Origin of the sequence: Okeania hirsuta (genome assembly GCF_003838195.1) — a bacterium.
GTDB lineage: Bacteria > Cyanobacteriota > Cyanobacteriia > Cyanobacteriales > Microcoleaceae > Okeania > Okeania hirsuta.
The window spans coordinates 100368-114658 of record NZ_RCBY01000716.1; the positions used below are offsets into that span (position 1 = coordinate 100368).

The 14291-nt window shown below is 36.8% G+C and carries 10 protein-coding genes; 7 read left to right on the plus strand and 3 right to left on the minus strand.

What is annotated here, in order from left to right:
* The first annotated feature begins 149 nt into the window (after nt 1-149).
* Both D5R40_RS40565 and D5R40_RS40570 read left to right on the plus strand, forming a co-directional pair.
* Nucleotides 150-563 carry a hypothetical protein gene (locus tag D5R40_RS40565; RefSeq protein WP_205127573.1) on the plus strand — a complete coding sequence of 138 codons (414 nt, stop codon included), beginning with the start codon at nt 150-152 and terminating at the stop codon, nt 561-563.
* 34 nt (nt 564-597) lie between these two features.
* A complete protein-coding gene (locus D5R40_RS40570; RefSeq protein ID WP_240041720.1) occupies nt 598-972 on the plus strand; it encodes a transposase in 375 nt (124 codons plus the stop codon).
* Between the two features lie 604 nt (nt 973-1576).
* Here the strand turns inward: D5R40_RS40570 and D5R40_RS34070 are convergent.
* The 3 genes from D5R40_RS34070 to purM all read right to left on the minus strand — a co-directional run bounded on the left by D5R40_RS34070 (nt 1577) and on the right by purM (nt 6758).
* The gene (locus D5R40_RS34070) at nt 1577-2860 is read right to left on the minus strand and encodes a linear amide C-N hydrolase (RefSeq protein WP_161565211.1); all 1284 of its coding nucleotides are present in this window, start codon (nt 2858-2860) and stop codon (nt 1577-1579) included.
* A 141-nt stretch (nt 2861-3001) separates the two neighbouring features.
* Entirely contained in the window at nt 3002-4789 is a 1788-nt protein-coding gene (locus tag D5R40_RS34075; RefSeq protein ID WP_124155966.1) for an ABC1 kinase family protein, read from the minus strand.
* Nucleotides 4790-5762: 973 nt separating this feature from the next.
* Nucleotides 5763-6758, minus strand: coding sequence for a phosphoribosylformylglycinamidine cyclo-ligase (gene purM / locus D5R40_RS34080; RefSeq protein WP_124155971.1), 996 nt, complete (start codon nt 6756-6758; stop codon nt 5763-5765).
* Nucleotides 6759-7346: 588 nt separating this feature from the next.
* On the opposite strand from purM, the gene D5R40_RS34085 reads away from it, so the two are divergent.
* The 5 genes from D5R40_RS34085 to D5R40_RS34105 all read left to right on the plus strand — a co-directional run bounded on the left by D5R40_RS34085 (nt 7347) and on the right by D5R40_RS34105 (nt 13958).
* The gene (locus D5R40_RS34085; protein ID WP_124155967.1) at nt 7347-7727 is read left to right on the plus strand and encodes a hypothetical protein; all 381 of its coding nucleotides are present in this window, start codon (nt 7347-7349) and stop codon (nt 7725-7727) included.
* Between the two features lie 114 nt (nt 7728-7841).
* Complete coding sequence (locus tag D5R40_RS41775; RefSeq protein WP_124155968.1) at nt 7842-8876, plus strand: septal ring lytic transglycosylase RlpA family protein; 1035 nt, start codon at nt 7842-7844, stop codon at nt 8874-8876.
* Nucleotides 8877-9579: 703 nt separating this feature from the next.
* Nucleotides 9580-11145, plus strand: coding sequence for a bifunctional pantoate--beta-alanine ligase/(d)CMP kinase (locus D5R40_RS34095; protein WP_124155969.1), 1566 nt, complete (start codon nt 9580-9582; stop codon nt 11143-11145).
* 226 nt (nt 11146-11371) lie between these two features.
* Nucleotides 11372-12406 carry a polysaccharide deacetylase family protein gene (locus tag D5R40_RS34100; protein ID WP_124144776.1) on the plus strand — a complete coding sequence of 345 codons (1035 nt, stop codon included), beginning with the start codon at nt 11372-11374 and terminating at the stop codon, nt 12404-12406.
* Between the two features lie 304 nt (nt 12407-12710).
* Nucleotides 12711-13958 (plus strand): FtsX-like permease family protein, encoded by a 1248-nt coding sequence (locus D5R40_RS34105; RefSeq protein WP_124144775.1) that lies wholly within the window; start codon nt 12711-12713, stop codon nt 13956-13958.
* The last annotated feature ends 333 nt before the right edge of the window (nt 13959-14291 follow it).

The window sequence follows — 14291 nt, forward strand, 5'->3', positions numbered from 1 at the left end:
CGCACCCTCAGCCAAATTACCGAAAAGCGACGTTGAAGGCCCCCGTGTTTTAACCGGGGGATGAAAACAAGCGAGTCGCTTAGACTAGACAACTTTAGTTGTCCTGTGTTATTATTACCTACAATAACTGTTCGGTCTGCCCGTTTCAAATGTACTGTTGTCAGCAAGTTTTAGTAGGTAAAAATCCTGAATTAATTCCCATTTTAACATTCTTGTGCGAACAGTCTCACAAACTAACTAACATGGGCATATACTATGGTCGGCAATTATATTTTAAAGCCAGGATTGGTATTGGCAAGTTTGACTTGGAAAAGGTCTATAAAAACAACTATCATTACAAAGTTTTATATTCTCAAGCAGCACAACAAACATTGAGAACTGTAGCTGAATCATTTAGGTCTTATTATGGTCTTATTATTGCCTATAATGAAGGTAAAATCGAACACAGACCAAGGATTCCTAACTATAGAAAAAAAGGGGGAATGGCTACAGTAAGTTACCCTAAGCAAGCATTAAAACTTAAAGATAATCAAATTAGAATACCACGCTTAGAATACCTGTAAACGCTGGTTTGGAGTAGATAGCTTTTTAATTCCAATGCCTAGTAATCTAGCATTCTCTACTCTCAAAGAACTGAGAATATTACCGAGAAACAGATGTTTTTATTGGGAATTTGTTTATGAAAGAGAAGTAATAGTTAAACCTCAATTAAATCAAGAAAATGTATTAGGAATTGACCATGGTTTAAATAATTGGTTGACCTGTGTATCCAATGTAAATACTAGCTTAATTGTAGATGGGAAACAGATTAAATCAATGAATCGTTGGTACAACAAACAAGTATCAACTATTAAAGAAAATCAACCGACTGGATTTTGGTCAAATAAACTAGCTGCCATTACAGAAAAGCGTAACCGCCAAATCCGTGATGGAATTAATAAAGCAGCCAGGATAGTGATTAATCATTGTTGAAAAAATCATATTGGTACAATTGTATTTGGCTGGAATAAAGGTCAGAAAAATCAAATAGAATTAGGAAAGAAAAGTAATTCAGAATTTGTACCAATTCCGACAGCTAGACTCAAGGAAAGAATAGCTCAATTATGTGAAGAGTATGGGATTAGATTTATAGAAACTGAGGAAAGTTATACAAGTATTGCTTCATTTTTAGATGGTGACAATCTACCTAATTATGGTGAGAAACCCAATAATTGGAAACCGTCAGGAAAGAGAATAAAGCGATGCAGCGCGGTCTTGGGGGTTTCCCCCATGAGCGACTGCATCAAGACAGCGTGGTTTGGTATAGAACAGGCAATAATTGGTGTATTAATGCAGACTGTAATGGGGCTGCAAATATAATCACAAAAGTAAGCAGAAAGCTAGGGTTAAACTTAAGCCGACTGTGTAGGGGCATTTTGACTTGTCCCCAAAGAATATATCTTTGGTCAGCTAAGAAGAAACGGAGCAACACGGATTTATCCTGTTGCGTAGTATCTGCTTAGAATCCCCGTGACTTAAGTCCGGGGAGTAGTCAAAAGATTGAGAATACCAATAAACTATTGGTTCCCTTGTTTAGTTATTTAGGACTTATCAAGCAGGAGTTATTAAGAGTGCAAGAGATATCCCAGGAGAAGGGATCTTCTTGCTCGACGAACAATTCTGACACATTACCTGACAAGAAAGGATTATTAATAGAGTCAAAATTACTCACAACTCCTTGTTCAGCCAGCTTGTTGATATCAGCCCAGACAACACTCGGATTCTCGGTGAATTCAAAAAAGTAGGTGGCACTTGGATCATCACTTACTTTTTCATCCGTCGGAAGACTTTGGTTTGCAAGAGTCCGCCATTGCGTGGTACCTATGCCGAAACCATCTAGACCAATAGGGTCAGAGACGTTGCGGATGATGCCAAGCGCTGCTGCTAATTCACTCCGCCGCTCCTGATCTTTATTGAGGATGATGCCCGATGCTTTCAATTCCAACTTTTTCTCTGCTGCCAACCGAGGACCCATTTTATCCAAGTAATAACTAGCCCGGATAAACCGGTCTGATGGACTGCTGGTACCTGGCAGAAATAACCCAATTGTACCTTCCAAATTTGCGTAGAGGCTATTCCAATAGCTATTGATGGCAAGCTGTTCCTCGAAGGTTGGGTCATTGGTCAGCACATTGTATTTTGCAGAAGTATTCTCATCATCTGTTTTTTTATGATGGACAATCATCTCACCACCAAGGTATTCAATGATCGCTGAATCCCCAGTTCTATCCGAGAGCGCCATGTGAAGTGCAAAGTTCGCGTCTCCCATCGTCCCGCCGTGTCCATCCGAGAATGATAGAACCCACCCCGGTATGGAGCCAGGTCTTAGGGTTGAGGAGCTTGAGGCGAGCTCATTAAGGGTGGTTGTGACGATTTTGAAGGATTTTTGTTCCAGTCCTTCGACTGCCTCTGCAACGTTTGCATAATTATCAAGGACATATTGACCCCAGCCTCCAACGGACAAGGTTGGATCGCATGGTCCAATATCACCGTAGTCCGTCTCCGCCAAAAAGAGGAGATTGGCAACGAGACCCTGATCATTTATGCCGTCAACAGTGGCGATGTCATAGCTCGAGGTAATAATACTGCCATATTGTGAAGTCCATGTAATTGAGTTTGGACCAGCCCCACCAGTACGCGACTCGCCCGCCGGAAAGAACCAGAGCTCAGCCTCGGGGTCATGAAACCAGTCCATACTGCGGGCAGTAATTGGTCCTGAACTACCTTGGTAGACTAAACGACTACAAGCCTGAGCCGCTGGCATCACTACCATCGACAGGATTGTAATGAGCACAACAAATACAGTTGCTAGCTTCTTCATAAAATTATACTTCTTCGTCATTAAGTTAAATGCTGCTTAATGTCTTGGATTATTTACCCATGACAGTAAAACCATAACATACTCATTCCCACTTAAATCAATATTTTATTGTTATCTAATTAATAAAATTAATAAACTTTTCTAATTACCAAACTCCTTACGCTCCAGGATATTTACACAAGCTAATAAAACCCTGAAAGTTAATCCCCCAACAATCAATATCCCTACCCACTCCAAATATGGTATGTATGGCAACTGTCTCACAACTTCATCAACAACTTCAACATTAATAGGTTGAATGATCTCAAAATATTGCTGATAGAGGAAGACATACAATGTGCCAAACCCACCTATTAGCAGTACAGATGACAAACTACGCAAAATCACTGCCAACGTCGTAGCAGACCTGTTAACTGTTAACTCAAAAGGTATAGTTTGCTGTCGGAGTTGAGGCAGAATCAGATCGTTATACTGACTAACAGTATCCGATAACTGCTTCAACGATGCCCTAATATTCTCAGGACGCAGACTATTAATCAAAGCACGGCGATCGGCTTCCTTATTGTACTTTTTGATAATCTTAAAAGTATTTAATTCTGGCAAGAGATATTGCAGTGAGCCATCTAATGCGAAGAAAGACCTACTAATTTTTAGAAGTGTCCAATTAGTTGGTATTTCGTTTTCAAAGATTACTTGATTAACTTCTTGAGTAGCTCCCCCCAAGGACTTTTCCCGATATGATAACCCCTTGAGTTCAGATTTAGCTGACCAAGAATCAAATCCACGAGCCATATCCACCCTGACTCTAGGAATGTTAGCTTTTGGAACATCTACACCCAACTGGATATAATAATCAGAAGCTTTAGGAAAATCTCCCTCTGAGAGAGCATTTATATAATTAAAATAAATTCTTCTGAATTCTGCGTCCAGAGTTCCCGTACTTCCCATATCAATTAATACAAACTTGCTTTTGCGTAATAAAATTATATTACCTGGGTGTAAGTCTCCATGATAAAGATTATCTTCAAAGATTTGTCGTAATAAAGATAGGAACAGCTTTTCACCAACTTCTTTGGAGTCTACATCGTTTTCGTCATCCCACTGCTTCACTCTGGCGCGATCGCTCAGTAATGTCTTAATATAGTCGGACATCAAAACACCGTCTATAAATTCCATCACCAAAACTCTGCGTTTACAATATTTCTGATATACTGTTGGGACATATATTTTATGGAATTTGAGGTTCTTTTTCATGCGACGACCGTTAGCAGCTTCATAGCGAAAATCCAACTCTTCCTTAAAAGTCTTGTCGAGTTCTGCTACAAAATCATTCCAACGGAAATAAGTAGCAAAATTTAAAGATACCAACAAATTAACAAAAATCTTAATTACATCTAAATCTCGCTTGAAAGCATCTGCTAAACCAGGACGTTGAACTTTAACAACTACAGAAATTTTCTTTTTGTTTTTCTTTTTCAGCAAAACTGCTCTATGAATTTGAGCAATAGAGGCTGCTGCGAAAGGTTCTTCATCAAAACTCTCAAATATTTTTTCTATAGGAGCACCTAATTCTGATTCAATAGTTGAGCGTGCTATTTCAAAAGGAAACCCAAGAGCTTCATATTGTAGACTTCGTAATTCGTCACATACTTCCTGGGGAAAAAGGTCTGTTCGTAGCGCGAGTATCTGACCTGCTTTTACCCAAAAACCACCAAACTCTTCAAAAATTTCTCGTAATTGAGTGGCTGTTTTTTGCACATCTGCCTTACCAGTAAACTTGCGATATTGTATTCTTGCAAAATAAACTAGGAATCTCCAAATAACATAGAGAGTTGATAAGCGACGGGTCTCCAGATTCTCTACCACCTTTACTTTTTTACGCTTTTTTTTCTCAACTATAGGGGTAGGAATATACTTCTTCTTTATCATATTTTCAACTAGACCAATAAATTATTTATTAATTGTGTACTTTACTATTTCACTGTTAATTTTTTTTTGTTTACTTTTGATTTAAGTCTAGAAAATTACTCAGAATTTATATTTAAAATACTCATAGTTTTAAATCTATAAAAATCATTGAACACACATTTTTCCAGCGATAGGACTATAGAAAAATTACACCTTTAAAATAAGATTTTTAATAATTACTATTAGAATGATTAATATTCATTTAATTAACTAGATCGTGAAAACTATTTAATAATTTTGGAAAAGTTGCTAGATATCAGATATTGTATGCAACAGCGATCGCTCACCAATTTGCCATTTCATACTTATTTACTTAGATATTAAATCAAGGAAATTTTTATCCCACATTCCGCACCACAAAATGTAGCAACTGAAGAAGGAGTCAGGAGGTAGGAGACAGCAATTCTGAAGAAAATCATAGGTGTCACGATCAAGTACACGATCAAGCAAGTATTTATACTTAATTATTTACTCGGAATTTGATCGACTAAAAAAGTAATTGAGATGATTTGCATAGTATAAATACTTAACCAAGCTACAGATTGATATACTACTGTTAATGTTACAAGTTGACGTGCGGAATGTGTGTTTTATTCAAATAAATCATCATAAACCATCGTAATTTTAGCCTACTAAGATTAAATATTGCGGTCGCAATATTCAAGTCTGATTTTAATTATGCTTATCTTCATCATTCAATCACAAAATCAACTCTTTGTGTCAATTTATATTATGTCAACATAATTGTAATTCCTTACTTAATTTTATCTTTTTTGCATAAACAACTTAGATATCTTTCGTTGATTTAGGTGATTTAAAATTATAAATGTGACGACAATAACAAAGATTGATAATTGAATAAATTACTTTAGCGATAGCCTACTCCCTCATCAAAAAAATTATCCCTAATTTTTGCTCAATCCATTATCAAAAACTAATTAACTTCACCCAAATAATAAGCCTTTATCCCCTGAGAAGCAAACCAATTAATCGTTATTTCTACCTGATTTTGTGACACCAAAACCACAAAACCAATCCCCATATTAAAAGTATTAAACATCGCCTCCTCTTCAACATTTCCAACTTCAGAAATCCACCTAAAGATAGGAGGAATTTGCCAACTATTTCTATCAACATCAATAGACATTCCTTCTGGCAAACAACGAGGTAAATTTTCTGGTAAACCACCACCAGTAATATGAGCCATACCATGAATATCTAAACCCGCTTTTTGCCCTGCTAAAATTGGCTTAACATAAATTTTTGTTGGGGTTAATAGCGCCTCTCCTAAACTTTTCTGATTCAAAAAATCTGGACAATCTTGTAGAGAAATATTGTACTCGTCAATAATCTTTCTAACTAAACTAAAACCATTACTATGAACACCACTACTTTCCAACCCGATCGCCACATCCCCTACTTTTACCTGAGACCCGTCCAAAATTAAACTTTTTTCCACAATTCCCACACAAAAACCAGCTAAGTCATACTCACCAGGTGGATAAAAACCAGGCATTTCAGCAGTCTCTCCTCCAATTAAAGCACACCCTGCTAAACGACATCCTTCAGCAATACCAGAAACCACTTCAGTTAACTGTTGATGATTCAATTTTCCTGTTGCTAAATAATCCAAAAAAAATAGAGGTTCCGCCCCCGATGTCAACACATCATTAACACACATAGCAACCAAATCAATACCAACAGTATGATGACAATTAAGAGTATTTGCCAGTTTTAATTTTGTGCCCACACCATCAGTACCAGAAACCAAAACAGGTTCTTTGTAACCACTTGGCAAAGCAAATAATCCACTAAACCCACCTAATGCTCCTAAAACTTCTGGTCGGTGGGTACTAATAACCATATTGCGGATATTATCTACAAATTCACGACCCGCTTCAACATCAACACCAGCTTGTTTATAATCCATCATGTCTTAGGCCAAAACTTTGATTGTGCGCTAGACAACAAGAAATTAAGAAACCCATTTTTGCAGATTCTCAATCTTGCAAAGGCAATTTCATCAATCCCTAGTGCAGGACGGCGGAAATAACTGACCAGTTACAAAATCTTAAAAGCCTTACCAATCAATGCTTTTGAATTTTGAATTTTGATTTTTAACTTCCGCGTAGCGACACTAGCTTTGTCAGGATGTCTAGCCTTTAGAAGTTTACCATCAGTCTTGTATCTATAAAATTAACCAAATTTTTTTTCTAATTTGATTCCCAATCTTAAAAGTTTGTGATACTCTATTGCAGTCTCTTAATAATACTTAAACATCGAAGACTAACCACAAATCTAATCAAAGCGCTCAAATCGCTTAAATGGTTAGTCCAGCCTACTTAGCAATAAGTAAACGTTATTTTGGTCACAATACGTCAGAATGCGTGGCCAGTTCTGACCTCTATTGTTTGGCATTAAACAGGTAAAGAGATTTGAAAAACCAGTGTGTCGAACTTAACAAGCCAAAATAACCAGGCGAGGCCAACTTTACACTTTTTGTAGGAGGGACGCAAAAATGTCCAACTCAACTAATTATGTATTCGTGCTTGACGCGAGTAAAAAACCATTAACACCATGCAAACCTGGCATGGCAATGCTGACGAATCAACCCCTAATGGTAACAGCAATGGGACATGGTTGCAGGCAGATGGTACAGATGGACAAATATGGTTTTCCCCGCAAGGGTTATCAGGCTAAAAAACCTGTACCAGGTTGGAAAACTGGAGATATGATCAATGTCGTCAAAGGCAAAAACATTGGATTAAAGGGAGTCAGGATTAAAACTGTCAGAAGTAAAGGTAATTTTGACATCCGACATGGGGATAAAATCTTGTCTGTATCTCGAAATCATATCCAACCCATTCACAGACGAGATGGATACAATTACTCGTTTTGAGTAGATTTTTTCTAAGAGTTTGGGTTATCCGGAATAGTCTTAGCTGGACTATGCCCAGATAAGTTCAACTCAATGGGTGCTTCTTAAAAAAAATAGCTTAAAAAAAATAGGTTTATGAAGTACAAAATTTGGACTTTTCTGACTACTTTCTTGATATTTTCTAGTGTAGGTGTAGATTACTCTTATGCTGATACTCTTCAAGAAGACAAAATTTATCAAAAGAACGAACCAACAGATAGAAGCTTAGAAATAAATGATAACTTACAGAAAACTGTTGCCAATAGACAGGCAAATGTGTTCAAAGTTGGAGAATACCAGTTAAACACAAGACAAGGGAAGGAGACTGTCACTGAAATTATGGCCCATGAATTAACTGGTCGTCAAGCTGCAACTCTCTATGTTCGTAATATTCCAGTTCTTACTTTTCTTGACTCTCAGGATAAGAAGGCAAATAATAGTCCAGAGTCTAACTCAGACTCTTCGGTGAAAGTAGCTACTATTCAATCTTCTAATTCAAACCAACAAAAAGATCCTGTGTGGCGAGCATCAATAGTTGCCTCCCAACTAAATCAGCTTATGCAGGAAAACCCTAATCTGGATATTACAGCTAAGTGGGACACAGATACTGAAAGCTACATGATTCTGGTTAATGACCAAAAATTAGTAGAAATAGATAAGCAAACTATTCTGCCAGATACTACTAACGATTTAGCCACAGATACCCTACAAGCAACTAACCGTCTCAGACGACAAGTTAATAATGCCCCTCCTTTAAAAGAAATAGCGGGTCAACCAAAACCAAAACCACAGCCAGAACCACAAAAAATAGCTGTTAGGCCTATTACTTTCCAAGATCAAGGTTGGGCTTCTTGGTACGGCCCTGGATTTCATGGTAACTTAAGTGCCAGTGGCGAGCGTTACAATCAATATGCTATGACAGCAGCCCATAAAACTCTGCCTTTTGGAACAAAGGTACGAGTGACTAATCTCAATAATGGTAGTTCAGTCGTTGTCAGGATTAACGATCGTGGCCCATTTATTCGAGGCAGAGTTATTGATTTATCTGCTGCGGCTGCTCGTATTTTAGGTATGATTCAGAGTGGAGTTGCTCCTGTAAAAGTTGAAGTTATTGATTCTCGTGGGTCTTAATTTTGGCATTTATTTAGTCTGATTAACGAATTTTTCATTACAGGAGTGGTTACTCTAATAGTTTCGTGAGAGTGTCTATATAAATAGTTTGGGGGAAAAGATAGACTTTTCCTCCTTTTTTTATATTACTGTAAGTATTTGTACAAAATTAATTTATAGCAGAAGGAAGAAGGAAGAAGGAAAAAGGAAGAATCTTACATTGTCTGAGTTTTAAACTTTTGAATTGTCCGTGCCTTTTGCTTCAACTGCTATAACATTTGTCAGTAGGGAATAGGGAATAGCGAACAGGGAATAAAATACACTTATGTGTTTGAACATTTGTTGACAGACAGCCTCTAAGGTGACAATCAAATATACAATTAATTTTCCTTGACTACTTGGGTAATTAGTAATAGATAATGGGAGGCAAGTTCATGTGAATTTGTACAAAATAAACTTAAGTAGGGCAATGCTTTTAGAACCTCTAGTTATATTCAGCTTCATCAATATTAGATATGATTTTACAGCGATTTTAATTTCTATAGACTACTTTAGGGGGAAATTGCCATTCATTCCCACACAATTTTTGTTGTGACGATGTGGTTCAGAGATCGGCAAAAGTGCTGTAATGTTTTTACTGCTAAATCATAATAGTCTTCTTCTGTTATCTTCTAAACAATAATCTTTCTGTTCCCATTACCAATTATCATCTATTTTATAAAAAATGCGTCTATTTACTACTATTGCTGCTTTGCAATGTTACTTGAATTTATTGAAAAACGATCTAAACAAATCTCCATATACTGTTGGTTTAGTACCAACAATGGGAGCTTTACACAAAGGACATTTAAGCTTAATTAAACGTGCTAAAGAAGAGAATCAAATTACTGTTGTAAGTATTTTTATTAATCCTTTACAGTTTTCTCCTACTGAAGATTTCCAAAAATATCCTCGGCAGTTAGAAGCAGATAAAAAAATATGTGAAGAAGAAGGAGTAGATATTATTTTTGCTCCCACTCCTAAAACGATGGGTATGGAAAATGAGCTGTCTACTAATGCTCAAAATTCTACAACTACAGTTGTTCCTCCATCTAGCATGACATCAATTATGTGTAGTCTTTCTAGACCTGCTTTTTTTCAAGGAATTGCGACTATTGTAACTAAATTATTGAGTTTAGTTCAGCCCAATAATGCTTATTTTGGGCAAAAAGATGCTCAACAATTAGCAATTATTCAAAGGTTGGTAAAAGACCTCAGTTTGTCCGTTAATATTATTTCTTGTCCAATAGTTCGTGAATCTTCAGGATTAGCTATTAGCTCTCGCAATCAATATTTAACTATCGAACAAAAACAGCAAGCTTCCATATTATATAGTTCTCTTTGTCATGGTAGAAAAGTATTTTTAGAAAATCTAAATGCAGCAAATATTGTAGAAAAAATTAAAAATGCTGTGCAGGAACAATTGGCAACTTTACCATTTATAAAACTAGAGTATGTAGAAATAGTCAATCCAGAAAGTTTACAACCTTTAGAAAATATTCAGGATATAGGTTTATTAGCGATCGCTGCTCATATTGGTTCTTGCCGTTTAATAGATAATATTCTCTTGAGAAACCGCAAACCAATAATTGCCATTGACGGTCCTGCTGGAGCTGGCAAATCAACAGTAACCAAATTAGTCGCACAAAAATTAGGACTTTTGTACTTGGACACAGGGGCAATGTATCGAGCCGTAACATGGATGGTATTACAAGCTGGCATCCCAGTAGAAGATGAACCCCAAATAGCAGAGTTAGTCAGTCAATGTCAGATTAGTTTTAATGGCCCTGAAAACAACCATGTCATTATTAATGGCCAGGATGTTACAGAAGCAATTCGGAGCAGAGAAGTTACAAATCATGTTTCAGCTATTGCAGCTCAGGCAACTGTCAGGTATTTTATGGTAGAACAACAACAAAAATTTGGAACAAAAGGAGGAATAGTAGCAGAAGGACGAGATATTGGTACTCATGTATTTCCCAATGCTGAACTAAAGATTTTTTTAACAGCTTCTGTGGAAGAGCGATCGCGACGACGACTGCTAGAGTTACAACAAAAAGGTCAAACTAATATCAGTTTAGAACAGGTAAAAAAAGATATTATTCAACGAGACCAAAAAGATGCTAACCGGAAAATTTCTCCCTTACGAAAAGCTCCAGATGCTATAGAAATTAGCACCGATGGTTTAAGCATAGCGGAAGTTACTCAAAAAATTGTAGATATTTACAGACAAAAAAATCCACAACTATAGTTCATTTAATCCGGAAAATACTTAGTAGATTAAGATTATTTAGATGAAACTTAGGAGGAGAATCAAGTATTTTATTTTCTCAATAAAAGTATTTTTAATAATAGCTATTATTCCAGAATAACAATAATAGTTAAACCGCCTAAAAATTCATGTTTTTTAACTTGACAAAATTCTTGACAAAATTACTGAATAATTTCAGAAAATCACAAAGGTGTGTAGGAGAAATATGACAAACTTAGGTTCACTATCCAGACAAGGGAAATCTTTAGCAACAGTGATAGCTGCTAGTGGAAGTTTCTTAATCGGAATGTTATTGCCCATGGAAATATGGACAAATCAACAAACAAATACAAAAGCAACTACAGTAAAAACAGCAACAAATACAAATACAGTAAAAACAGCAACAAGTACAAAGACAATCAATCAATCGGTAAATAGCAAAGAAACTCCATTAGAAATAATTAAAATTAGTTCTGTTGTTGCCAAAAAAATTAATAATACTAAACAAAAACTGAGGGAATTAGAATTAAAAACCTTTAACTTTAGTGTCCCTAAAAGATTCCAAAGTCAAACAGTTAAAAATATTACTCTCAATAGCAAACAGAAAGTTATTTCCTTAACCTTTGACGACGGTCCGTGGAACAAAACTACAGAACAAATATTAGATATTCTCAAAAAGCATAATATTCGGGCAACTTTTTTCGTAGTCGGCCAACATTTAAACGTACGTCAAGAAATAGGCAAAAAAATTGTAGAAGAAGGTCACGTTATTGCTAACCACACATGGAACCACCCTTCTAAAAAGAGTAAAATGAGTCCAGACCTGATCAAAAGTGAAATTGGACGTACAGCAGACCTGATATACAAAATCACAGGCAGGACAACCAATCTATTTCGTCCACCTGGTGGTGTCCTAGTGAATGGTTTAGCCGACTACGCCAAAGAACGGAAACACACCGTAGTCTTATGGTCTGCTGATTCCGTAGACTGGTATTACAGGTCAGCTAAAGAAATTACTAAAAAAGTTTTGAATAAAGCTAGCAATGGTGGAATTGTCTTACTACATGATGGTGGTGGCCCAAGAGGTCACGTTGTTGAAGCTCTACCCAATATTATTGCTGGCTTGAAAAAACAAGGTTATGAATTTGTGACCATACCAGAATTACTAACCATTAAAGATAGAGAGCTACATCAAGAAGAATTAGCAAAACAAAGAGAAATTAAAAAGCAAGAAACAAAGGCAGAAGGAAACAAGGAATAAACAATGAGATATTAAATCCAACGACCAAAGAGAAAGATTTGATCTTTGATTTTCTACTTACTACTTCTCTCAACCGAAGGTGGATCGAAATACTTTTACCGTATTTAGTTGTGAGTTTTGTATAAAACTTCAGAGCAGAGCAGATTGATATTGTTATAGCAAAGGACGAGTTAGTTAGGACATAGATTGATGATGAACTGTAAGACAGAGAAATACTTTTCTCACTGTTGCCTGTTGCCTGTTGCCTGTTGCCTGCTATATATTGTTGGTAAACCTATCTATTAGTACTTTTGACTAAAACAAGATGGCTTCTATAGCTCGCAAAAATTTATTAGAAGATATTCCTCGGTTTATAGTAGCCCAAGCAGGGATATTATTTGCAGTCAGCTTAGTGACAATTCAAACAGGCATATTAAATGGGTTTGCTCGTTCCACAACCCTACTAATAGATAAATCCAACGCAGATATTTGGATCGCCTCTAATGAAATGGTCAACTTCGAGCTGACAGACCCCTTACTTTACGGTCAATTGAATCAAGCCAAAACTATAGAAGGTGTCCAACGAGCAGAAGCTTTGATTTTAGGATCAGTCAGATGGCGGCCTCAGAATGGAGAAATGAGTCCATTAATGGTGGTGGGATTTAACCCAGATGGACAACTGTTTAACCCAGGAAAAGTCATTGAGGGTAACGTCAGGGACCTGAAACAGCCATTCTCTGTGATGGCCGACCAAAGTAGGCTATCTAGCATGCTTGCAGAAGGAGTAGGAACAATGGCGATCGCAGGTTCCCTACCAGCAAAATTAGTCGCAGTTACCAAAGGTACTCAGTCAATTGTATCAAGTACCTTATTATTTACATCCCTAGAAAACGCTAACACATATATTAGTGCAGGTATTAACGCCGAAGTTAACTGCAAAGTTGTAGGAGCAGGAAATCTTCAATGTACAAAAGTAGTAGAAAAAAAAGACCCCACTCAAAAGTTGGAAGAAACACCAGCACCAAAAAATTTAGAAGTAGCAGATCCGATCGCTTATATATTAGTCAAAGCTAAACCAGGTGAAGATTTACAAGTATTAAAACAAAAAATAGAAGAGGCGATGCCAGCTACCAATGCTTACACTAAAAATGAACTATCTGAGAAAACCAGATTTTTTTGGTTGGCACGAACAAATATTGGTTTAGTTTTGGGAATGGGTGCAGTAGTAGGTGTAATTGTGGGCATAGTAGTGGTCGCCCAAATTTTGTATTCATCTGTGTCTGACCACCTGAAGGAATTTGGTACTCTCAAGGCCATGGGTGCATCTGATCAAGAATTGTATGCAGTAATTGTGGAGCAGGCAATTTGGATGGCAGTTTTAGGTTATCTCCCTGGAATGTTGGTATGTTTAGGATTGAGTACTTGGGTGGCAAGCAAAGGAATTATTATTTTGATTACACCTTTGTCTGCACTTGGAGTGCTAGGTATAACTGTTTTTATGTGTGTCGGGTCAGCTTTCTTTGCCATTCAAAAAGTAACTCGTATCGATCCTGCAATTGTATTTAAAGCTTAGAAATAAACAATTTCAGTTGTTGATCGCAAGTTGGTTTGAAGAAGGTTATAGGTGTTAGGGTTTAGGTTTAGTAGTCCTGGTCGCGTAATGGTATATGGGAGTGAACAACGCCTATTGACATACTCCCCGACCTAAAGGTGCGGGGATTCTCACAAACAAGTGATTCTTTGCTCATCGACACAACTTACGATCGGCAAGTTGCCCATCATTAGCAGAGGCCGTTATCTCCCAAAGCGTTCCCTATTACCAATATAGGTTGAACTATGCCCTACGGTACCTTTCTTCAACATGATCTATTTTAGTTTTGTTGTCACTATCTGGATCATAAATACG

What these genes read in the sequence shown, in the direction of transcription:
- D5R40_RS34095 (WP_124155969.1), top strand. Translation starts at nt 9,580, where the DNA reads ATGCGTCTATTTACTACTATTGCTGCTTTGCAATGTTACTTGAATTTA.
- D5R40_RS34070 (WP_161565211.1), bottom strand. Translation starts at nt 2,860, where the DNA reads ATGAAGAAGCTAGCAACTGTATTTGTTGTGCTCATTACAATCCTGTCG.
- D5R40_RS34100 (WP_124144776.1), top strand. Translation starts at nt 11,372, where the DNA reads ATGACAAACTTAGGTTCACTATCCAGACAAGGGAAATCTTTAGCAACA.
- D5R40_RS40565 (WP_205127573.1), top strand. Translation starts at nt 150, where the DNA reads ATGTACTGTTGTCAGCAAGTTTTAGTAGGTAAAAATCCTGAATTAATT.
- D5R40_RS34075 (WP_124155966.1), bottom strand. Translation starts at nt 4,789, where the DNA reads ATGATAAAGAAGAAGTATATTCCTACCCCTATAGTTGAGAAAAAAAAG.
- D5R40_RS40570 (WP_240041720.1), top strand. Translation starts at nt 598, where the DNA reads ATGCCTAGTAATCTAGCATTCTCTACTCTCAAAGAACTGAGAATATTA.
- D5R40_RS34105 (WP_124144775.1), top strand. Translation starts at nt 12,711, where the DNA reads ATGGCTTCTATAGCTCGCAAAAATTTATTAGAAGATATTCCTCGGTTT.
- purM (WP_124155971.1), bottom strand. Translation starts at nt 6,758, where the DNA reads ATGGATTATAAACAAGCTGGTGTTGATGTTGAAGCGGGTCGTGAATTT.
- D5R40_RS41775 (WP_124155968.1), top strand. Translation starts at nt 7,842, where the DNA reads ATGAAGTACAAAATTTGGACTTTTCTGACTACTTTCTTGATATTTTCT.
- D5R40_RS34085 (WP_124155967.1), top strand. Translation starts at nt 7,347, where the DNA reads ATGTCCAACTCAACTAATTATGTATTCGTGCTTGACGCGAGTAAAAAA.